Source organism: Grimontia indica (assembly GCF_000333895.2).
GTDB lineage: Bacteria > Pseudomonadota > Gammaproteobacteria > Enterobacterales > Vibrionaceae > Enterovibrio > Enterovibrio indicus.
Genome location: NZ_ANFM02000006.1, coordinates 188,971 through 210,488 on the forward strand (window position 1 = coordinate 188,971; position 21,518 = coordinate 210,488).

A 21,518-nucleotide genomic window follows, 5' to 3' on the forward strand; every position below is an offset into this window, starting at 1 on the left:
TTAAAAACGGCCTGAATGTTGAAGCATTCAGGCCGTTTTTTCTTTCTGTCATCGTCCTCTCAGTTATCAAAACCGAGAATCACGAACGATCGACCTCACAGATTGTATACAATCTTCACTTTCAATTTCTGATGCTGAACCTTAGAAATACTCATTACCTACTGTTTTTATTCAATATTTGATTGTTAATTTCATAATAATCACTTGTTAACAGAAAGTTGACCGAACGGTCAGAAATGACTAGCTTGTAATCAATGGATACGAAAACGTCATGGAGGCCGTGTGATCCGTTTCCTTTTAAATCAGACTTTGCAGGAAGAGAAAGACATTTCTCCTAACCTGACTGTGTTGAATTACCTGCGTGAACATATACGCAAAACTGGAACCAAGGAAGGTTGTGGCTCAGGTGATTGTGGAGCTTGTACCGTTGTTTTGGGTGAAGTAGTTAATGGCAGGCTGGAATACAGAAGTGTTAACTCTTGTTTGACCTTTGTTTCCGCCCTTCATGGCAAACAACTCATCACAGTAGAAGACTTGCGAACAAAAGATTCGCTACACCCCGTTCAACAGGCCATGGTTGATTTTCATGGCAGCCAATGCGGCTACTGTACACCGGGCTTTATCATGTCGATGTTTGCACTCTCCAAGAATCATCCCAATGCAGACAAAGAAGACACTTATGAAGCCCTAGCAGGTAACTTGTGTCGTTGCACAGGCTATCGCCCTATTGTGGAAGCTGCATTGTCGCTGAGTCAGGAAACGCCGATTCGCGACCAGTTTGCTGAATACGAGCGTGAAACGATTGAAAAGCTGAATGCGATTGGTAAGCCTGAACTGGAATATCACGCAGACGGCAAAACGGCATTCACACCAACTAACAGCGATGAACTGGCAAAAACGCTGATGGCGCACCCCACTGCTAAACTGCTGGCAGGCGGCACTGACCTTGCACTGGAAGTGACTCAGTTTCATCGCGATGTCGACAAACTGATCTATCTTGGCCGCGTTGACGATATCAAAACCGTTAATGAGACAGATACCCACATCGAAATCGGTGCCAATGTGCCTTTCACTGATGTATATCGCGCCTTGGAACCACACTACCCAGATTTCGGCGCGCTGTTACAACGCTTTGCATCCCTACAGATCCGTAACCAAGGGACGATTGGTGGCAATATTGCGAACGCTTCTCCCATTGGTGACGGGCCACCTCTGCTGATCGCCTTGGGTTCAACAGTGATTCTTCGCCGCGGTGAAACAGCACGGGAAATCCTGCTTGAAGACTTCTTTAAAGATTACAAAGTGACGGCGCTACAACCTTCTGAGTTTGTACAAACCATTCGTGTGCCGAAACCACAACCTAATCAGGCATTCAAAGCCTACAAAATTTCGAAGCGTTTTGACGATGATATCTCAGCAGTCTGCGGGGCATTCAGACTGACATTCGAAGGTGACACTGTCACTGAAGCCCGTATTGCTTTCGGTGGCATGGCGGCCATTCCAGCGCGCGCTACCCATTGTGAACAGGAACTTGTTGGAAAGCCGCTGAGTGCCGCCACTATTCAAGCCGCAATGTCAGCATTGGAGAATGACTTCTCGCCCATTTCCGACTTCAGAGCGACAAAGGAATATCGCGCTGAAACCGCAGCGAACCTGCTTTACCGTCTGTTCACAGAGCTCAGCTATACGGCTGATGGAAAGAAAATTGAAACGAGGGTGATTCATTATGTCTCGTAAAACGACCCCAGCCATGACCATGGAAGAAATGACCGCGCAAGCGAAAGCTGGATTAGCGACTGGCGTCGGCAAATCGGTAAAACATGAAAGTGCCGAAAAACAGGTGTCAGGCGAAGCGCTCTACATTGATGATCGCGGCGAATTCCCTAATCAGCTTCACGTATACGCACTGATGAGCCCACATGCTCACGCGAATATTACCAAGTTGGATGTATCACCTTGCTACAAAGTACCCGGTGTTCGCACTGTGATCACCGCTGAAGATGTGCCGGGTGAACTCGACATTGGCCCTATCCTTCCCGGCGATCCAATGCTCGCTGACGGCAAGGTCGTTTATGTCGGTCAGCCTGTGATTGCGGTTGCCGCTGACAGCCTCGACAATGCCCGAAAAGGTGCAGAAGCCGCCATCGTTGAATACGAATTATTGCCTGCAGCACTTGATGTAGAAGAAGCCTTGGCGCAAGAGCTGTTTGTTACCGATAGTCATACCCAAAAACGGGGAGATTCAGCGGCAGCCATCGCCAATGCAGAACATTTATTGGAAGGCTCGCTTCATGTCGGCGGTCAGGAGCATTTCTATCTTGAAACCCAAGTTTCAAGTGTTGTCCCCACTGAAGATGGTGGCGTGATTGTTTACTGCTCCACCCAAAACCCGACAGAAGTGCAAAAACTGGTTGCGTCCGTATTGGGTGTTTCTATGCACAAGGTTCTGATCGACATGCGCCGTATGGGTGGTGGCTTTGGTGGTAAAGAAACACAAGCCGCTGCACCCGCCTGTATCGCAGCCGTGATTGCAAACCAAACAGGCCAACCGGTGAAATTCCGTTTGCCACGTCGTGAAGACATGATGATGACGGGTAAACGCCACCCCTTCTTTAATCAATACAAAGTGGGCTTTGATGACAATGGAGTGATTCAAGGGATTGAAATCGTGGTGTCAGGTAATGCTGGCCACTCACCAGATTTGTCTCGCTCCATTGTCGACCGTGCCATGTTCCACTCTGACAACGCATATTACCTTGGCAATGCCACAGTAACCGGGCACTGTGTGAAAACCAATACGGCGTCGAATACTGCATACCGCGGGTTTGGTGGCCCGCAGGGCATGATGACTATTGAACATGTGATGGACACCATCGCCTGTCACCTCAAGAAAGATCCTCTTGAAGTTCGCAAAGCGAATTACTACGCGGGCGAAGGTCGTGACGAAACGCATTACTACCAGAAGGTAGAGGACAATTTCATTCACGAAATGACAGCCGATTTGGAAATGTCCTGCGAGTATGAAGAGCGCCGAAAAGCCATTGCGGAGTTCAACGCCAACAGCCCTATCCTGAAGAAAGGCATTTCTATCACACCTGTGAAATTCGGTATCTCTTTTACCGCCACGTTTCTTAATCAAGCCGGCGCGTTAGTCACGGTTTATACCGATGGCAGCATCTCGCTGAACCATGGTGGCACGGAAATGGGTCAGGGCTTGAACACCAAAGTCGCGCAGATTGTTGCTGAAACCTTTAGTGTGGATGTCGGTACGATTCAAGTGACCGCAACCAACACAGAAAAAGTACCGAACACATCGCCGACTGCAGCATCATCCGGTACTGACCTGAATGGTAAAGCCGCGCAAAATGCCGCGCTCACCATCAAAGAGCGAATGGTAAACTTCGCATCCTCGCACTTTGATGTTTCTCCGGAAGATGTGGCATTCAGCAACGGCATTGTGTCGATTGGCGACAAGCAAACCATGACCTTTGCTGACTTCACCGAACTGTGTTGGTTTAACCAAATTTCGTTGGCGGCATCCGGTTTCTATCGCACACCAAAGATCTTCTACGATCACGAAAAAGGACGCGGTCGCCCTTTCTATTACTTCGCTTACGGCGTCTCATGTTCAGAAGTGATCGTCGATACCCTCACCGGAGAATACAAAGTGCTGCGCACTGACATCCTTCATGATGTAGGCGCATCGCTTAACCCTGCGATTGATGTTGGCCAGGTCGAAGGCGGTTTTATTCAGGGCATGGGCTGGCTGACAACAGAAGAGCTGGTTTGGAATGACAAAGGCCAGTTGATGACCTCAGGCCCTGCCAGCTACAAGATCCCTGTTGTAGCTGATACACCGGAAATATTCAACACACGATTGGTAGAAAATCGCGCCAACCCAGAAGACACAGTCTTCCATTCGAAAGCCGTCGGCGAGCCACCGTTTATGTTGGCCATTTCGGTGTGGAGCGCTATTCGTGATGCTGTCGTGAGCGTGGCAGATGAAAGCGAAATCCCTCACCTGCCTGCACCAGCGACGCCTGAGCAGGTTTACAACGCCATCAAACAAGCGCGAAAAGGCAAATCGCCTGTGTCATTCACGCTGTAAACGCCGGGAAATGGAGGTCAGTGATGTTTAAAGACAATTGGATCCAGGCTCTGGCTGAGTTCGAAGCCAAAGGCACGCCTTGTGTGATGGTCACAGTACTCGAAGACAAAGGTTCGGTGCCGCGCGGCGCTGGCACAAAAATGCTGGTGACTGAAAATGAGGTTATCGCCACTATCGGTGGTGGTCACCTTGAACATGTCGCAATGAAAGCCGCGCAAGAAATGCTGGCGCATGGTGAAAGTGACATGAAAATCGAACGCTATAATCTGGGCGCTCGTCTTGGCCAATGTTGTGGAGGCATGGTCACACTAAGCTTTGAGCCTATTGGCCAACAACGTCATTTTCTTGCACTGTTCGGTGCAGGACACGTCGCCAAAGCCATGGTTCATATTCTGGCTACTTTACCGTTCAAGGTTATTTGGATTGATGAGCGCAAAGATCAATTTCCTGATGTTATCCCTGACAACGTGGAAATGCGCTTAACGGACGATCCTGTTAGTGAAGTGTCCACGCTTCCAACTAACAGTATGTATCTGGTGCTCACACACAACCATCAGCTTGATTTCGACCTTTCGCGTGCCATCTTAAAGCGTGGAGACGCCAAATACTTTGGCCTGATCGGTTCCTTGTCAAAACGTAAGCGCTTCGACTATCGCTTAAAAGAACGCGGCTTTGATGATGAAACCATTAACACCATGATTTGCCCCATCGGCATCGACGCAGTAAAAGGAAAACACCCAGCGGAGATTGCGGTATCTGTAACAGGTGAGCTTATCGCTTGCTATCAGGGTGAGCAGATTGCCAACAAACGCGAGCCCTCTTCCCATTCATCATCACAGAAACAGGCTGAGAAACTCTCTATTCTTAAACGAGAGCCTGAAGATAACGATAATAAAAATAACGAGAAAATAAGGGCATAAAGGAATGACAGACCCAAAAGCTCATCCGGTGAAAGCCTTTCGCGCTGCTATATTACACAGCCTTGCCAACCCAACGGACGTGGGTTTGGAAGACTCTTATCAGTATTTCGATGAAGGCGTGCTGCTGGTCGCAGATGGTCACGTTGTGAAAGTTGGTCATGCTGACGACATCCTTCCTTCACTCGACCCCAGCGTTGAAGTGGTCGTACTCGAGAACAAACTGATTACACCGGGCTTTATTGATACCCATATCCACTACCCTCAAACTGGGATGATCGCCGCCTACGGTGAACAGCTTCTAGACTGGTTGAATAACTACACCTTCCCAGAAGAAAAGCGCTTTGCTGATGTGAATTACGCCCGTGAAGTCGCCGTACAGTTTCTTGATGAACTCGCCCGCAATGGCACGACGACAGCGTTGGTATTTGGCACTGTACATAAAGAATCCGTCGATGTCTTTTTCCAGGAATCGGAGAAGCGAAACCTTCGTATGATTGCCGGTAAGGTACTGATGGACAGAAATGCGCCTGAAGATCTGACCGACACCCCTGAGTCTAGCTATGAAGACAGCAAAGCGCTCATTGAGAAGTGGCACAACAAGGGCCGCTTGCATTACGCCGTGACGCCTCGTTTTGCGCCCACCAGCACTTCTGAGCAATTGCGTTTAGCAGGCAAACTGCTTGAAGAGTATCCCGATGTATATATGCACACTCACCTCTCTGAAAACCAGAAAGAAATTGAGTGGGTGCAGGAGCTTTTCCCGGAAAGTAAAAACTACCTGGATGTCTACGACCAACACGGATTGCTTTCCAGCCGCTCGGTTTTTGCCCATGGTATTCACTTGTGTGATGGCGAGTGTAAGAGGCTCTCAGAAAGCGATTCGGCGATAGCCTTTTGCCCTACCTCGAATCTGTTTTTAGGCTCCGGCTTGTTCCCGCTTTCCGAAATGGAAGCCAAAGGAATTAAAGTAGGAATGGGAACAGATGTCGGCGCTGGCACCAGCTTTTCACTACTTCAAACCATGAGCGAAGCTTATAAAGTCATGCAGCTCCAAGGTAAAAGGCTACACCCTTTGAAATCGCTGTATCAGGCCACATTAGGTGGTGCCAAAGCGCTCTCTTTGGATCATCTGATTGGTAATTTCGAATCAGGAAAAGAAGCTGATTTTGTTGTACTGGATTTGCATGCGACCCAGTTAATGAAGTTCAGGATGGAGCACGCCCAGTCATTGGAAGACAAACTCTTTGTGCTAATGACCTTGGGTGATGACAGAACTGTATGTGACACCTATTCCTATGGCCAATCTGTTTACAACCGTTGAACAAACAATCTGATAATAAAAGGCCTCTGTCAGCAGCGCTCTGCCAGCATGCAGCAAGAGGCCTTCTTTCTCTTCACCATCTACTTCATCTTGAACACAGAGCAGCACGAAGAGCCATTGGATGGTCATCGTTCATTTGTAGTAGATCCCACAGATTGCCATACAAATCTTCAAACACAGCGACCGTGCCGTAATCTGCCTCTTTTGGTTCACGGACGAACTTGATTCCCAGCGTCACCATTCGATGATAATCACGCCAAAAATCATCAGTATTCAAAAACAGGAATACCCTGCCACCAGCTTGGTTGCCGATGAAATTGCGTTGTTCAGGTTTCGACGCCTTTGCCAACAACAAGGTCACGCCATTTGAACCTGGTGGGGACACTACAACCCAACGTTTATCCTGCTCTGGCTGATAAGTATCTTCAATCAATTCAAACTTCAGCTTGTTGACGTAAAAATCAATCGCTTCATCATAGTCATTCACGATCAAGGCAATGTGGATAATAGATTGCTTCATTGCTTCTCCCTTTCTCATCACAATCATTCTTAGGGACGATTAAAGTACGTGCAAAGCAGCATTCATAAAGCATTTGTTTTTCGATTAGCATGGACAAAGGGCATGCGTTTTCATTTTTCGTTGGATGAAACACATACCCAAAGCACTTGGTGACTAGCCCACCAAGTGCTTTTTCTTGCATTGAGAGGCTACTTATTGACCACTTGAACTTTGCGCTAATGTTATCACCAAGATCAATATCGGCGTCATAAAACTGCCATCTCCTATACATGTTTGAAGCACTGCCTCTTCAAGGGTCAAACTGAAAAGCCCCTTCCCCCCTCACTTAATATTCATTTAAACGCACACAAAGCAAACGTTTGCTCTTTCCGTTGTCACACTCCAGGTTATCGCAATGTTACGAATGCTTTACCAGACAGAATATTTAGCACGCACTTCATCAGATAACACAAATATAAAACCATAACTTTTACATGTGATTTCATCTTGAGAATTAAAAACACCGTTCATATAATGCCGCCGAATTGATTGCCCGGACGAAGATTCGCAAAACAAATGCATTGAGCTTGGATGCTCTATAAGGATTAACAAAGCGCCTTACTGGGATGTTTTGGTGTTTTCGTATATTTAGGATTAAAAAGATGCGAGCAGGAAGTATCAGCCTTGCACTAGCTTTGGGGTTAGCCATCACAGGTTGTGGCGAGGACAAGTCAAATTCAGGTAACACAGCAACAACAGTGAATATCTATCAGTCCATTGATAATTGTGAATTCACTTCAGCACAGGACGTGAATAACTGTCCTTTCAACAAAGGGGTTTACGTTCTTAACTTTGACCCTTTAAATATTTCTGCTTCCGAACATCAAGCTGTTGTAACACGGGTCACCAATATGATGACTTGGGCAAGCCGTGATGTTCAAAATGCTTTTAACGCCAAAACACTGGTATTGGGCGTCATTCCCTCTCAGAACGATGTGGATCCCTCATCACCAACACCAGCAGGAGAGTTTGTTGTTAACCTCGCCTTGAACGGTAAAAGTGTGGTCAATGGCGTTGAGTTACTGTTCACCCAAGATGGCGGTATCAACGAGACCAACGGCCCAACGGCTTACCAGAAAATGATGCAGCTTTTTGATTACTACATTGACGATCAAACGCTGGCAGGTGATGAGCTGGATACAGCCTATGTAGCCTTCAATATCGCTATCCCGTTTGTTGCGGCACAGGCAAATGCTCAATCTGTAGTGCTACCGCACATCTCATCTTACGACTATTGCCCTTACTCCAATGGTCAAATCCCATCATGTACCAATGATCCTGACCCAATTCATGAAGCTGCTGGTGTAGACATGAACCCTGGGGCAGTTGCCGGCACAGTTTACGAGTATATGGTTGAGGGTTCAAAAACCTCACCGCTTGGAGAGCTTGAAATTAATGACGGCAGCAAGTTCATCAACAAGGGGATTGTTGGCACCGATGATCCAACTCTCTTGCCGCATGAAGTGCTTAGAAGCTGGGAAAACCCCGCTTTCATTCCAATGGTTGAATACCTGAACAAACACTTCTTTGTGAATCGTTAAAACAGGTCATGCTGGATTTGGCACCCATTTTTACTGGGCGGTTTTGATTCGCCTTTTTTTGCAAGTAGGGAAATAACATGAAAAAACTCGTATGCGCTATCGCACTATCAGTCGCTCTGACTGGCTGTTCCACGCCTTTTGATGAAAGTGCGAAGTTCAATGCATTCAACGCTCAAACCAATGTCACCACAATGGACAGCGTCGTTTCTTATCATGGTGAACCTGATGAGATCATTGAAGCCGCTGATACCACTGTTTACGTTTATGAGTACCGCGAAACCGTCGATATTATTCCGTATTTCATGTCTACCATGGCCTTCCGATCGCGCGCTTTCACCTTCGATAACGAGACTAAAACACTGTTGAAAGTCACTGACTAAAAATGAAAAAGCATCCGCTGATTCACTCAGGCGGATGCTTTCAAATACTTTACCGATTTACGCGTTAGCCTTCGAAGCCAGCCATTGCTCTAGGTTATCTGCCCCGCCGATATATTTTCCGTCCATCCAGATTTGAGGAACAGTAACCGGCGTTTTCTCACCAATGATGGCTTTCACTTCCGGGATCATGCGATATAAAGCAGCACTTTCAACCACCACATCGTGGTAGTTATATTCAATCCCAGATTCCGCCAGCATCTCTTTGGCTTTCACGCAATACGGACACGTTGCTTTGCCATAAACAATGTTGCCTTGCAGTGTGTCGCGCTTCGCCCACTCTTTGATAACAGATTGAACCAATACACCGCGATTAAGCGCTTCACCCTGGCTAACGAGCTTGCCTTCTACCATCAGGATTGGCGCATGCCATGCTCCCACTTTCAGAGGTTCCCACCAATGGGAAAGCCAATCTTTCACTTCCAGTTCGATAGGTACATCTCCGAGCTCTTTTTCAAAAGTGTCTTTCAGGATGTCTTTGGTAAGTGTGCATTCCCCACATGGGATTTTCACACTGAAAGGTCCCCAGCTGCCACCCCAGCGATAAAGCGTTACTTTGATTGGCTTAGTCACAACGACTCACTCCTTAGCCTTGCTTATGTAGGTGCTCATATCCGGCTCACCAAATAAGTCTTCTTTTAGAAAACTGTCTTTGAGCATGCTATTGGTATCAAACTGCAATAACCACATTCATATAGACCCCAATAAACCCATTTTCATTGCAATAAATTTGTGAGGTTTTAACGAAACTCTTTAGATCGGGTTGAGAAGTTTGCTCTTCACACTACTTAAAAACTCACTCGTTAAGGAAGAGCAAAATGAGAAAGTCCACCAAACTAAATCTAACAGCAATCGCCCTGACCTGTTCAATGGCTTCTGCGTCTGGCCTCGCAGCTCAACTCGATATCAGTTTAACCAACGCAACGAAAGGCATTCACTTTACCCCTCTGCTAGTCGCGGCTCACGATGGTTCTACATTTCTATTTAGAGCAGGAACCAGTGCGTCAGCGGAATTAGAATCAATGGCTGAAGGGGGTGATATCTCAGGTTTATCTTCTGCTGTCACAAATGCTGGAGGAATTGTTGTTGAGAACCCTGCCTCTGGCCCTCTGGCACCGGCGACAGGCACTAACTTTTCTATCGATACCGGAGAAATGGGGTACCTCTCATTAACTGCCATGCTGCTGCCAACAAACGATGGATTCGTTGGGTTGGACAGCTGGCCAATTCCTTCAGAGCCCGGCACTTACCATATCAAGTTGAATGGTTATGATGCTGGCACAGAAGCAAACGATGAGTTGAGCACAAGCATCCCTAACCCTCCTTTCCTCACCTTTGGTGCAAATGGTACTGGCGTGGAAACCACTGTTAGCAATAACACCGTTCATGTTCACCCAGGTAACATTGGAGATGGTGATGCAAATGGCGGTCGAAGCGACGTCGACTTCTCTGTTCACCGCTGGCTGAATCCTGTTGCTGTAATGACCGTTGTCGTCAACTAAGGAGGCAGCATGAACTCTCGTTTATTAATTATTGCTGGCTCAGCGCTTGCTCTGGCAGGTTGCCCATTCGACTCAGATGACAATGCAACTAACCCGTCACAACCTTCACTACCTGAGGCTGAAACCACTCAAATGACCACGTATGAAGTCACGGTGACCAACGCAACCTCAGCACAACCGCTATCACCGATTGCTTTGTTGGCTCACGATAACAACTATACGTTGTTTAAGACGGGTGAAGCCTCGTCAGACGCGCTGGAGATCATGGCAGAGTCTGGAGACAATACAGGGTTAATCGATATGTCTTCACTGGAAAGTGTTCATATAACGGCAAGCGGCAACGGAATTGTGCCGCCTGGAAGTGCCGAAACCCTTTCTTTTGACATTGACCTTTCAAAAGCAAAATACCTCTCTCTCGGCACCATGCTGGTCAACACAAATGATGCATTTGCTGGTTTTACTCAGTTTGATCTTTCAAGCGTCGATGAAGGCATCACGCGCACATTTGGCGCAGAAGTCTGGGATGCAGGTACAGAGGGCAATGATGAGTTGGCAGCCAGTATTCCTGGGCCGGCCGGTGGCGGAGAAGGTTTTAATCCAACGAGAAATGATGATAACCGCGTCACTATTCATGCAGGTGTTATCTCTCAAGATGACGGATTAACAACGTCTGCCCTGTTTGGACATCATCGTTTTGATAATCCCGGCATAAAAGTCAGGATCAAACGAGTCAACTAGCCCCAAAATAAAAAGTGCCGAGCTTGAACTCGGCACTTTTTAATAGTTCAGTGTGTAGCGTCTTTGGTTACATCATACACTCTTTTGCCGCTTTGGCTTTCTCTACACCTTTCTCAATCAAAGATTGGGTATCTTCGCTGCCAATCGCTGACATAAACTTGTTCAGCAGCTTTTCTGCTGTACTTTCAGAAGTGGCATCAACCAAACACGCGTAAGAGTTCGCCACTTTTTCCTGAACGTCCGCAACGACATCTGCATTCGTCAAATCAGCGGTGAGTGCTTCTTCCATCGACTCAGTAAACTCTTTGGCATACGCTGTCGCGTTCTCCAGGGAATCCAAATTCAGCTCGCTCAAATCAACGGCATCGACTTTATCTTGAATGCTATCTACTGCGCTATTTGCCGCTTCTTGCGCTTTATCAATCGCCTCGTTGGCCTCTTCACAACCTGCCAGCGCGAAAACAATAGCCGCTGAAACAATCATCTTTTTCATCATAATCCGCCCACGTTGGGATAGTCTGCATAGAGTTATAGGGTCTGTTGGCCTTTGGTGGTTAAATTTTGTTCTAGCCATAAGCGTTTTAGGCGCGGCGAGGTGTGTGCCGCCTAGTCATTCTAAGCAAATACACCTAAACAAAGCATAAAACGCTTAGGGCAGAACCCTTCGGGCAGCGTTTGTGGAGACTTTCTTCTGCGTTATCGGCTTCTCATGTAGGCCAGATACACATCGAAGCCTCTGCCTTGTATAAAGCCCCCACAAACTGCTGCAAAAATCATCACCAAAGGTCAACAGACCCTAGCATATTAGTGCAAACTGTTTCATTAGATAAAGAGAAATTGGTAACGGGAGATTGAGGAGTGTTACTGCTGGCTAGGCGTGTTTGACACGTTGTCACTCTGATATCTTTGAGGTGCTTGGATAGTGAAAATGAATAAAATACATTTCTAAATCGGTGTCCACTTCCAAGCCCAAAGAGTAGTCACCTTCCACCAGCGCTTCGACCGCAGACTGCCAGAAGCCAAGTACCGCAATGTTTTCCTTTAGAATGCGGATTTGCCAATCACCGTGTCGTTTATCCAACACTGCTGATAGCGCCTTTCTACCTATCCCTTTGCCTGTAAACTTGCGTAAGACAAAGAACTGGTCAATGTCCCACACAGCAATATTGGGCGGATAACGACGAACCAGCACAAAGCCAGCTAATTCACCATCAGACAGAATGAAATACGGATGGTGATCATCACGAAGCCAATACGGATTTAGGGTTTCGGATTTGAAGGCGTATTTACCATCACTATCAAGGCTTAGCCCTAAGGGACGGGAAAACTCATACACATAGTAAGAGAACAAATTTTCCAGAACATGACGTTCTCGGATATCAATAGGTTTGAGAGAGACTGTCATTTGCATTCCACCCAATAGCGCGCAATTGGCCAGTTGTTCACTTTCCCAACAATTGTATTCTCATACTGACCACCATTGGCTTTTATGATCTTTTGAGAAGCGAGATTGTCTTCATCCGCCGTAATCAGGACTTTGGATATGCCGAGTGATTTTGCCCGTGGCAAGGCAAGCTTTAACATAGTGGTGTCATGGCCCTTCCGGCGATGTGACGGCGCGATATCATAGCCAATGTGGCCACATTCCAACGCAAGGAAATCATTGTCTATGTGATGTCGAACGCGGATAGCACCAAGGATATTTTGCTCGCTATCCATTAGCCAAAAATGGCTACAAGGAACATAACCATCCTGAAGGTTGAGACCCTCGGATTCATCAAGCAGTCTCTGAACATAGCGCTTGAATTGCGTTTTACCTTCCTGATAATACGCCGAATTCTCCACGTCACTGTTGGCGAAATCGTCGTAAAACGTATTAAACGCTTTTTCAAACTCAAGCGCGGGTACCACTAGTTCCATGCATCTCTCATCTGTTTGTTATTAGTCCAGCAACCATGCCATTGCCTCATCATATTCTGTGAAAGTTTTCACTTCTCCGCTGATAAACCAGCTTCCTACTTTTGCAGCCCACTCTTGCCATTCATACGTTCCATAAAGCGCGACTTTGGCAAAGCTCGAACCATGGCGAAGCCCAAGCTTAAAGTCGTCCCATGCTACGCGAAGTTCCCAACCTTTAAATTCTGTTGCATCAAAGAAAACATTCACCGTCGGGTGTTCAACTTGCTCTAGAGCTGCATTCAGCATCGGTACCAATTGCTGATAATCTTCATGCGTCAATTTTCCCATCGCTTTGATCGAGAGATACACATCGCTTTCGACCCTTTCCAGACCGATCGAAATTCCGTGTTGGCTCATCATTTCATCTCCAGTTCACTTCGAATGAAACCAGTATTGTGATGAATTTTCAGGCACCTCTTTCTAAAAAAGTCAGGATTGTGCGGTTTGTTAACGCGAGTCCAAAATCACTGCTTATCAATCCATCAAAGGACGTCTTACAGAATGACGTATTGCGGATAAGAATACGGAGGTTTTACTGACTATTCAGGTTATTGCAGGAGATGTGGCTCACACCCCAGCACTCACCGATTGAATTGTGGGCAAATGCTGAGATGGATTATGTTGTGGGAGATTTCAGACTGTCATTCAAGCCAAGGCGCGGACTTGTCTTTATCAAATTCAAACGCCTGTATCGCCACTTCTTGAACGCTTACTTCCGGTACTCTTTGTTGAACCAAAACGTCAATGGCTGCAAGAATAATGTCAGGGGATATACTGAATCAGCATCTGAGGAGCCGCCCTAGCACCTAGCACCTAGCACCTAGCACCTAGCACCACCTAGCACCTATACTCTAGACCAGTTAACCTTCTGTAGGCAAAAACTCTCTATCTCTGAGAAGTAACCTGACAAGCCTTGTACAGGCTCCTTTTACAAACCAACCGAACAAAAAATCTGGAAACTTCCATGTACAAATAAGAGGTAACGCGGCCGTCAGAAAAGATATCAACTTGGGTGTTAACGTGAAATACTCATTGGTTATCGGCTCCTTTAGAGCTAAAGTACTCAAGTGATAGAATGCAATCATCAATAATCCGACAATAAAAAGTTCCATGACCTTTTTAATTGAAGAATAAACTTGGTTTTTTACTTCATTTTTTCCTTCCTTCACCTGCTTCACACTTTCTTTTTCAAGCTGGCTAATTTTCTCATTATTAGCCTTGCTTGCTGTTATTTGGGCACTCTCAAGAGCATCTACCCTATTCTCTAGACTTTCATTAGCTGAAGCTAAGTGCTTTTGAAGTTGATCTTTCTTTTCAAATTGTTCGGTCAGAGATTGAACCTTGCTCTGTAACTCTGCGTTTTTCTTATCTTTAACTAAGCTTTCATTGGCTTTTTCTTTAACCGCTGATATTGCTTTGTTTCGATGTTCAATTGCATTAGCAGCAGCAAAAGTTGCCTCCTCGATTACAGCCTTATGGCTTGCTTTAAAGTCTTTTTGTTCTTGATGATATCGGTCTCGTGCTTGTTGTAGGTACTGTTCAGCCTCATCTAGAGGAACTTCACTATCATCAAAACCAACTTCATCCAGCAGGCAATACAGAGCTCGGTCATTACATATAACATCTTCATACTGTTTGACTTTTTCTTCAGGAAGGTTCTTGATAAACCTTTGCATATTTTCTGAAATGTCTCTATGCATCTCCATTGCTCTTGTACATGAGCTAATTAGAGTGAGGCTAGATACATCCTCTCCTTTTCCGCCGCTTGTCACCCAAAGCATCATTGCTAACTTTTTCTCAGTCAACAGTGGTGTCATTTCATGTTTTTCAAAGGTTTCTAAGCTATACAGCACTCTATTAGCTGCTGATACCAATTGCTCATTTGGCGTAATTAAAAAAGTGGTTGACTCTGCTACATTTCTTATTGAATTGTAATTATGGCGCGCAACAACATAAGCAACCGCCTCAGCATCATTAGTTCGAGCAACATCTTTCTTGTACCAGTGTAATGCACTCGCTATGTAATCTCTCAATTCAACTGCCCTGACGCTCTGTAAATGCCCAGAAATATTTGTTCTCAAGTCATCTAAGACAAATTGATGGCTATCAGACAATAGTCCCTTAACCTTGTTTCGTGCTAACCGAGCTTGTAGAACATGATCAGAGTGTTTGAATAAATACCTATCTAGAGACGTAGTTCGCCTTCCTCGTTGCTTATAGTTTTCTAGCGAGAGCGAGATCGCTGTTTCTGCCTCTTCAATGTATTGCCTAGTTGTGGTGACAACACCTCCCTGATCTGAAATTAGGGATATTAGTTTTCTGGAGCACTCTACAGAGTACTCGTCATTGAGGCCTAGGACATTCAGGAGCACAGGCATATCGATATAAAACAACTTGCCCGCGATTGATTGCTCATCTATAGCAGGATCTTGTATGCTTAGCACGACTTCAGAAAGTAGTGAGCCAGAATACAGCTTGTCTAACGACGTCTTTAGCTTCCCACCTTTTCTATTTATATGCTCAACAAAACGCACAAATGTATAGTCTAGAGCACAATCAACTGAGTTTTCACTAGACGAGACTACTTCGGCAAAACTATCAACTCTGGCTAAACGACTAGTAAAAGCGTTGGGAAAGTTTATCGATGAGCTCATTAACCTACGTTTTTCCAGAATCGGTTTCGAAAAGTTCTCATATGTTTCGAGTATGCTTTGGACATTACTCTTCAAGTTTTTATCCTGCACAACCGGAACTGTAGCAATGACTATCTTTTCCGACTTCCCGCGCGATTTCTCTATAGCAAGAACTCCATTTTCAACGAGCTTCTCAGACAAGTCTTCAGCTACATATGGATGCATTTTAATGCCATACATATTTCTCACGTCATCACAAAAAGACACTGGGTCAAATTCAAGTCCTTCCTTACCTTCTAGAATTGGAGAAAACAAAGGCAATAACCCTGTAACAATATCACCGGATTGGGCGAACTTCTCATGGACCATCGCGAAATGAAAAAGATGACTACTAAGCATTAATTATCCTTATTTATTTTTACAACCTAGCTACTTAAATTACGCCAATACACATATAAGACAGAGTGCATATTGAAGTGCTGAATAAGTAGAATCAAATCGAATGAAAGAAAATGCTACGAGCAACATGCTTTATCCTACGTCTTTGGTATGCACGAGGTTTTGTGCTTTTTTAACCAAGATATTGCAGCAGGAAAACGGACTCTTTACCAACGCTGAAATCGTCCAACAGGTCAATGTTAGCGCTGCCACCTGCCATCGCCGCACGCAGCGACTGTTTGATGAAGGCTATATCAAAGATGTGAGAGCAATGGTGGACCCAAAACGTTTGGGCTTTGGAACATTAGTGATTTTGGGATAGTACTTGACCGCTCTACGCCAGAGGCTATTGCTGAATTTGAACACGCAGTGGAAGGCATAGAAGCGATATTAGACTGCGACTTGGATGCCGGTGATTTCGATTATTTGCTAAGGATCCGCGCGAAGGATATGGAAGACTATCACCATTTACTTGCCAAGAATCTCATTGCACTACCTGGCGTCAGGCAGGCAAGGAATTTCTTCGTTGTGAGGGAAGTTAAAACCAATGCGAGGTTAAAGATATAGGTTAAACACAGTCGGGATGCAGGCAACCCGACTGTGTGAGTCTTAGGTTATTTCGTCGCAGTTTTGCTGATTGCACCAAGTACTTTAGACACTTTCTCCAGCACCTTTTCACAACCTTTAATGTTATGGCGCTCTTTCAGATACATTGGGTCGTTGTAGGTTAGCCAAACATTGTTTTCCTCGTCTTGGCTAATCAGCATTTTTTGTGGCAAATCGATAGCCACGCTTTGCGCACATTGCATCAGGGGCGTACCAACCTTTGGATTACCAAAGATAATCACTTCTGTAGGACGTAGTTCCAAACCCGCCTTCTCAGCGTTGGCAGCATGATTAATGCGTGCAAACTGGGTGAGTCCTTTTTCCTTCAAGAACCCTTCAATATTATCCGCCGTTTGAGCAACAGAATGCGCACTTTGTATTTTGATCAATCCGTTATCGGCATGCACTGAAAATGCCACCATCATTGAAGCCACCAAAGCCACCAAAGCCACCACGTATTTTTTCATTGTCGTTTTCCTTTCTCTGTTTCTGTTCTAAGTTCTCCGTTCGTACACAGATATGAAAACTCGCTTAAAAATTACAATCGGCTTCCTGTTTTGTCGGCCCTGCCACAAATAAAAAAACTCAACGAGGTCTCCCCCGTTGAGCGCGTATCAATCGTATCGCTAATATAACCAGTGGCAGTGGTCAACGACACATTGGTAAATACCCAAACATCCCGAAGGTGCTTGAGTATGATAATTCTGCTAACTACTTAATCGCGTCTTTACTTCACCAAGGTGCCAAAACTGTTTGCTTGTACGTTCAATGTTGTTCCATCACTGAATCGCACGGTCTTGGCTACATCATCATAGTTGTAGACAAGGTATGTCATTGTATTACCGTTCTTAAAAGCAACAGCAGCTGGGTAATCTGCTGTCAATTCGCCCGTTCCGGTTTCAAGTTGTCCCAGCGCCTGCCAGTTGTAAATCCAATGGTAGGTATGGGCTTTTGATTCCCCCTCTTCCGGAATGTAGTTGGAGCCTACGGTTTCATAATCTGCGATAGATGCATCGGCATCTGTCATTGCCCAAAGGTTCCACCAGATATCTCGCCAGTGGCCATCCAGCAAACCAGAAGGTTTACGGTTTGAAGATTCTGTCAAACCCAGCTCGACATAATCTTTCATGTAGTCGGCATGTAAACCAACATGGAATACCAATGGGTTCAGCGGTAATCCCTGAATTCCAAGAATGTGCGCAAAGGCAGGGCTGAACCAGGTCGAGAATGAAGCGCCCTGTCCCCAGATTATCGAGGTCGTGATCTGGTTATAGTTATCCGGGAAGTTGTCATAGCTGTCGCCCAAATCTGGGTAAGACGGCGAGGCATTTCGGTAACCATCAAGGTTATTCCAATATTCCCAATACGTCGCGGCAGACGAGGCGTGTAGATAGATACCTTTGTCTACCAACTCTTGGTCACCTTTAATTAACCCATAAAGGATGATGGCACCGTAAGAGTTTGCCGCTTCAGACGTTGATTCGTTGTTGTTACCCAACGCAAAGTTCGCGTGGCCGGACGCCCAAGAGAAACCATTGGCCGGGTCGAAGTTGCGCAAGTAAGGGAACATGTCATCGCCTTTACTCGCTGCATAATCGCGGATAAGCAAATCAACCATTGGCCCATACTGATCTTCACCACACCATGATTTATCTGTGCGACAAACTTCCGCTGCAGCACGGACAAAGTAGCCATAGTGGAAGTGGTGGTCATTAAGCTGTTGATGCGCGCCAAACGATTCTTCAACACCTAATAAGGTCGTCCATAACTCGTCATACACAAAGTACTTAACGGTATCGAGATCTCCAGAAGTATCAGCGGTAAACCAATCTTCAAGCTCACCCTTCAACCAAGCGGTTAAGGTGTTCGCTTCTGATGTCATACCGATATCACGCGCAATAGCGATAATTTCGGCAGCTTTACCATAGCTCTTACCAGACCAGTAAGTGTCCGTGTAAGGGTTCCAGAAATGCTCTCCACCGTTCATGTATTCGGTAACCAGAGCACGTAAAGTGTTCAGATCGAGGTCTGCAACATTCGGTAGGAATGGCAACACACCCACAAATGGCAGTGTGTAACTGAAGCCGTTAGTTTGAGCGAACTTGGTGATGCCGCGAGTACTGCGCACGCTGTATTGTGTCGGCGTTGCATTACTGTTTTTCCAATGCAGAGGCTGCATACCTGCAAGGGTTTCGATTGGATTACCGCTTCCGTCAAGATACACATGTGACACCGTCACTTCATTGTTTGCATGATTAACCGAATAAGCTATCTCGACATCACGAACTACTTGGCGAGCAAGACTTTCGAAATATTCTGATTCAGCACTGCTTGGTGTTCCCGTTGATGGCAACAAAGCGACTGTCATTTCTTTTGCTGAGTTACTGACCGTAATGAGATTGCCCGAGACGTTACTGAAAGTGGTATTACCCTCACCAACAATTAGAAAGCTGTTTCTGTTGCCTGCAATATCCGTCCATACACCCAAAGATTGGCTGTTTTGATAGAAAGTGCCTTTCTGGGCTCCATCAGAGCTGGTCGTTTTAATCTGGAAATCACCGTCGTAAGACTTGAAATAGACATAAGGTGAACCATGTACAAAAGTGGCTTCCATCACTGGTGTTGCACCTGACCACCATTCGACTGTCATGGCACCATCGCTATGGTCTTTCAGATAGCCTTCCATATTGGAATGCTTGCTGTTGGCAACCGCAATCCCATCAAATACTTCGTTGAATGGATCCGGCACCACATACTGGAACAAGTTACCCTGCCCTTGCAGTGCATTGGGAATACCCATGATTCTTGCGCCACGCTCTGAAATGCGGGCGGTCACTGGATCAGGCGTAATATAGCCAGCATCGTTCGGGTCACCGAGCGTCATTTCACCGTAGAAAGAGACAGATCCCCACCATTTGTGCGTGGCAATGGGTTGGTCTTCCAATTCAGGAACGATTTGTGGGTAAAGCTGTTTTGGCGTGCCTATGTTGTCACAAGAAGGTACACCCGGCTCAACAACACCAGCATTCGAGACCCAAAAGCCATGATCGACCGTACATCCGTATCCTTGAGGGTTGAATGTGTTTGCCACGTTACCCGCGCCATATTGCGTGACGAAGGCATCAACTGGCACATTTTCTATGTAAATATCAGCAAGCTCGATAGTGCCGTCACCCGCGAACATCAAACCAATCCAAGTCAGGTCGTCAAACCCAGGGAATGGCACTTCCATTTCATACCAGTCGTTACCCAAAGCAACAGCAGTGCCAAGCGAGTAAACCACTTTTGATTCTGAGCTGTTTACACCTTGGATAGACACTTCAACTTGTGTTGCGAAGTCTGATTTGTATTTGAAACGAAGAAGATCAAACCCTGTCGTATCAATAGCGTTTGCAGACTCATTACCCCACGCAGCAACAGCAAATGGAGCTCCCCAACTGCTACCACTTGTTACCTGAATACTTTTAGCAAATTGGCTACCGGATGGATTCCATACTGCTGTAGAGCCTGAGTTCCAGGCATCACCCTGATGTTCAAATTCGAAAGAAGAAGCATGTGATGAATGATACACATAGGCTATTTCATTAGAACTCGGTGGTTCTACTGGCGGCGGTTCCACTTCTTTAGCAGAAAGCGCGACAGTTACCGACTGTTCACTTGTTGAGAGATAGGCGATCTGTTGTTTAGATTCATATTCTGTATGAGATACCGAGATCTGATGTGCGCCATAAGCCAGGCTAAATACAGCTTCACCTTCAGAGTCGGTCTGAAGTGTTGTTCCATCGATTTCAATGGTGGCAACGCTGAGCGTTTCGTTTGTATCGGCATTGACCACTTTTACGGTCAGTTCGCTAGTGTTGCCAGTCTCCTCGCTTCCACCTTCTTCAGTTCCTTCTGAGCCATCTTCCCCGGAACCGCCATCAGTACCGCCAGAATCTGTATCGCCACCTTCGCCCGAGCCTTCTTCGGAACCAGCACCGCTGTCGCCTGAACCACCTTGCTCTTCTGAGCCACTATCAGTGCCGCCAGAACCTGTACCGCTGCCTTCGCCGGAGCCTTCTTCGGAGCCAGCACCGTTATCGCCTGAGCCACTTTGCTCTCCGGAACCACCATCAGTGTTGCCAGAATCTGTACCGCTGCCTTCACCCGAGTCTTCTTCGGAGCCAGCACCACTACCGCCTGATCCGCCCTGTTCCGCGGAACCACCTTCAGAACCAGAGTCACCGCCGCTACTTTCTCCACCCTCTGTTACTGTTGGATTTGATGCCATGCTGACATCGAGAGTTTGAGCAACACTGCCTAATGTCGTTGTGATCTTGGATGTTTCATAACCATCTTTTTCAACAGTTACGTCATAGGTGCCGCTGTTCAAAGAGAGTTCAGCGACGCCTGAATTATTCGTTCGGGCAATCTTGTTATCAACGCTCACCGTCGCGTCACTTAATGGCGCGCGGGCGTTGTCTGTCACACTAACAGTGAGTGTAAAAAGCTGCGTGTCTGAGCCAGAATCACTGTCTCCTCCACCTCCGCCACCACAAGCAGAAAGAACAAGGGTTGCTAACGTTAAAAACAGCAAACGGCAATACTTCTTCAAACCCAAACTCCTTATGGTGTGCACTATAACGACAAAAGAAAGCGCTTTCTTTTGGTGCAGTATAAGGATCTACATTTTCTTAACAATCTGGGTTTGCCTTTGAATCAAACGATCGTTCGATTTGTCTCATTACCAGAACAGATCCGATGAGTTTTGAAAGAA

At 46.1% G+C, this 21,518-nt stretch carries 19 protein-coding genes; 10 read left to right on the forward strand and 9 right to left on the reverse strand.

Features of this window, described 5'->3' with window-relative positions:
• Positions 1–282 precede the first annotated feature (282 nt).
• Genes xdhA through guaD form a run of 4 tightly spaced genes read left to right on the forward strand, consistent with a single transcriptional unit; the run spans position 283 to position 6,349 of the window.
• Positions 283–1,737, forward strand: coding sequence for a xanthine dehydrogenase small subunit (gene xdhA, locus D515_RS03255; RefSeq protein WP_002535961.1), 1,455 nt, complete (start codon positions 283–285; stop codon positions 1,735–1,737).
• Complete coding sequence (gene xdhB / locus D515_RS03260) at positions 1,727–4,108, forward strand: xanthine dehydrogenase molybdopterin binding subunit (protein ID WP_002535962.1); 2,382 nt, start codon at positions 1,727–1,729, stop codon at positions 4,106–4,108. Before xdhA ends, xdhB begins: the two co-directional genes overlap by 11 nt.
• A 23-nt stretch (positions 4,109–4,131) precedes the next feature.
• Complete coding sequence (xdhC, locus tag D515_RS03265; protein ID WP_002535963.1) at positions 4,132–5,028, forward strand: xanthine dehydrogenase accessory protein XdhC; 897 nt, start codon at positions 4,132–4,134, stop codon at positions 5,026–5,028.
• A gap of 4 nt (positions 5,029–5,032) precedes the next feature.
• A complete protein-coding gene (gene guaD / locus D515_RS03270) occupies positions 5,033–6,349 on the forward strand; it encodes a guanine deaminase (protein WP_002535964.1) in 1,317 nt (438 codons plus the stop codon).
• A gap of 85 nt (positions 6,350–6,434) precedes the next feature.
• On the opposite strand, the gene D515_RS03275 is transcribed toward guaD, so the two are convergent.
• A complete protein-coding gene (locus tag D515_RS03275; protein WP_002535965.1) occupies positions 6,435–6,869 on the reverse strand; it encodes a VOC family protein in 435 nt (144 codons plus the stop codon).
• A gap of 641 nt (positions 6,870–7,510) precedes the next feature.
• Here D515_RS03275 and D515_RS03280 point away from each other — a divergent pair.
• Together D515_RS03280 and D515_RS03285 are read left to right on the forward strand one after the other, a co-directional pair.
• Positions 7,511–8,449 carry a hypothetical protein gene (locus tag D515_RS03280; RefSeq protein ID WP_002535966.1) on the forward strand — a complete coding sequence of 313 codons (939 nt, stop codon included), beginning with the start codon at positions 7,511–7,513 and terminating at the stop codon, positions 8,447–8,449.
• A gap of 77 nt (positions 8,450–8,526) precedes the next feature.
• A complete protein-coding gene (locus D515_RS03285; protein ID WP_002535968.1) occupies positions 8,527–8,829 on the forward strand; it encodes a hypothetical protein in 303 nt (100 codons plus the stop codon).
• Positions 8,830–8,886: 57 nt separating this feature from the next.
• Here the strand turns inward: D515_RS03285 and D515_RS03290 are convergent, their stop codons facing one another.
• Positions 8,887–9,459: a glutaredoxin family protein gene (locus D515_RS03290; RefSeq protein ID WP_002535969.1), complete on the reverse strand. Its 573-nt coding sequence runs from the start codon at positions 9,457–9,459 to the stop codon at positions 8,887–8,889.
• A 245-nt stretch (positions 9,460–9,704) separates the two neighbouring features.
• Here D515_RS03290 and D515_RS03295 point away from each other — a divergent pair, with 245 nt between their 5' ends.
• Positions 9,705–10,388, forward strand: a complete 684-nt coding sequence (locus D515_RS03295; RefSeq protein ID WP_002535971.1) for a spondin domain-containing protein — start codon at positions 9,705–9,707, stop codon at positions 10,386–10,388.
• 9 nt (positions 10,389–10,397) lie between these two features.
• Positions 10,398–11,126, forward strand: coding sequence for a spondin domain-containing protein (locus tag D515_RS03300; RefSeq protein ID WP_002535973.1), 729 nt, complete (start codon positions 10,398–10,400; stop codon positions 11,124–11,126).
• A 67-nt stretch (positions 11,127–11,193) separates the two neighbouring features.
• Here the strand turns inward: D515_RS03300 and D515_RS03305 are convergent, their stop codons facing one another.
• The 5 genes from D515_RS03305 to D515_RS03330 all read right to left on the reverse strand — a co-directional run bounded on the left by D515_RS03305 (position 11,194) and on the right by D515_RS03330 (position 16,117).
• A complete protein-coding gene (locus D515_RS03305) occupies positions 11,194–11,619 on the reverse strand; it encodes a hypothetical protein (RefSeq protein ID WP_002535975.1) in 426 nt (141 codons plus the stop codon).
• A gap of 399 nt (positions 11,620–12,018) precedes the next feature.
• The gene (locus tag D515_RS03310) at positions 12,019–12,531 is read right to left on the reverse strand and encodes a GNAT family N-acetyltransferase (RefSeq protein WP_002535976.1); all 513 of its coding nucleotides are present in this window, start codon (positions 12,529–12,531) and stop codon (positions 12,019–12,021) included.
• Positions 12,528–13,046: a GNAT family N-acetyltransferase gene (locus D515_RS03315; protein WP_002535978.1), complete on the reverse strand. Its 519-nt coding sequence runs from the start codon at positions 13,044–13,046 to the stop codon at positions 12,528–12,530. The genes D515_RS03310 and D515_RS03315 overlap by 4 nt, the downstream gene beginning before the upstream one ends.
• A gap of 21 nt (positions 13,047–13,067) precedes the next feature.
• Entirely contained in the window at positions 13,068–13,442 is a 375-nt protein-coding gene (locus tag D515_RS03320) for a SpoIIAA family protein (protein WP_039849590.1), read from the reverse strand.
• A gap of 503 nt (positions 13,443–13,945) precedes the next feature.
• Positions 13,946–16,117 (reverse strand): hypothetical protein, encoded by a 2,172-nt coding sequence (locus tag D515_RS03330; RefSeq protein ID WP_002535980.1) that lies wholly within the window; start codon positions 16,115–16,117, stop codon positions 13,946–13,948.
• 103 nt (positions 16,118–16,220) lie between these two features.
• On the opposite strand from D515_RS03330, the gene D515_RS26145 reads away from it, so the two are divergent.
• Positions 16,221–16,478, forward strand: coding sequence for an Lrp/AsnC family transcriptional regulator (locus D515_RS26145; protein ID WP_239643928.1), 258 nt, complete (start codon positions 16,221–16,223; stop codon positions 16,476–16,478).
• A gap of 47 nt (positions 16,479–16,525) precedes the next feature.
• On the forward strand, positions 16,526–16,723 hold the full coding sequence (locus D515_RS26150) for an Lrp/AsnC ligand binding domain-containing protein (protein WP_239643929.1): 198 nt from the start codon (positions 16,526–16,528) through the stop codon (positions 16,721–16,723).
• Positions 16,724–16,770: 47 nt separating this feature from the next.
• On the opposite strand, the gene D515_RS03340 is transcribed toward D515_RS26150, so the two are convergent.
• Together D515_RS03340 and D515_RS03345 are read right to left on the reverse strand one after the other, a co-directional pair.
• Positions 16,771–17,229 carry a DUF302 domain-containing protein gene (locus tag D515_RS03340; protein ID WP_002535984.1) on the reverse strand — a complete coding sequence of 153 codons (459 nt, stop codon included), beginning with the start codon at positions 17,227–17,229 and terminating at the stop codon, positions 16,771–16,773.
• 260 nt (positions 17,230–17,489) lie between these two features.
• Positions 17,490–21,356 carry a glycosyl hydrolase gene (locus D515_RS03345; RefSeq protein ID WP_002535985.1) on the reverse strand — a complete coding sequence of 1,289 codons (3,867 nt, stop codon included), beginning with the start codon at positions 21,354–21,356 and terminating at the stop codon, positions 17,490–17,492.
• Positions 21,357–21,518: the final 162 nt, after the last annotated feature.

Coding starts and splice junctions, on each gene's coding strand:
- guaD (WP_002535964.1), top strand. CDS start 5,033: ATGACAGACCCAAAAGCTCATCCGGTGAAAGCCTTTCGCGCTGCTATA.
- D515_RS26145 (WP_239643928.1), top strand. CDS start 16,221: ATGAAAGAAAATGCTACGAGCAACATGCTTTATCCTACGTCTTTGGTA.
- D515_RS03305 (WP_002535975.1), bottom strand. CDS start 11,619: ATGAAAAAGATGATTGTTTCAGCGGCTATTGTTTTCGCGCTGGCAGGT.
- D515_RS03285 (WP_002535968.1), top strand. CDS start 8,527: ATGAAAAAACTCGTATGCGCTATCGCACTATCAGTCGCTCTGACTGGC.
- xdhB (WP_002535962.1), top strand. CDS start 1,727: ATGTCTCGTAAAACGACCCCAGCCATGACCATGGAAGAAATGACCGCG.
- D515_RS03320 (WP_039849590.1), bottom strand. CDS start 13,442: ATGAGCCAACACGGAATTTCGATCGGTCTGGAAAGGGTCGAAAGCGAT.
- D515_RS03310 (WP_002535976.1), bottom strand. CDS start 12,531: ATGACAGTCTCTCTCAAACCTATTGATATCCGAGAACGTCATGTTCTG.
- D515_RS03275 (WP_002535965.1), bottom strand. CDS start 6,869: ATGAAGCAATCTATTATCCACATTGCCTTGATCGTGAATGACTATGAT.
- D515_RS03295 (WP_002535971.1), top strand. CDS start 9,705: ATGAGAAAGTCCACCAAACTAAATCTAACAGCAATCGCCCTGACCTGT.
- D515_RS03280 (WP_002535966.1), top strand. CDS start 7,511: ATGCGAGCAGGAAGTATCAGCCTTGCACTAGCTTTGGGGTTAGCCATC.
- D515_RS03315 (WP_002535978.1), bottom strand. CDS start 13,046: ATGGAACTAGTGGTACCCGCGCTTGAGTTTGAAAAAGCGTTTAATACG.
- xdhC (WP_002535963.1), top strand. CDS start 4,132: ATGTTTAAAGACAATTGGATCCAGGCTCTGGCTGAGTTCGAAGCCAAA.
- D515_RS03340 (WP_002535984.1), bottom strand. CDS start 17,229: ATGAAAAAATACGTGGTGGCTTTGGTGGCTTTGGTGGCTTCAATGATG.
- D515_RS03330 (WP_002535980.1), bottom strand. CDS start 16,117: ATGCTTAGTAGTCATCTTTTTCATTTCGCGATGGTCCATGAGAAGTTC.
- D515_RS03300 (WP_002535973.1), top strand. CDS start 10,398: ATGAACTCTCGTTTATTAATTATTGCTGGCTCAGCGCTTGCTCTGGCA.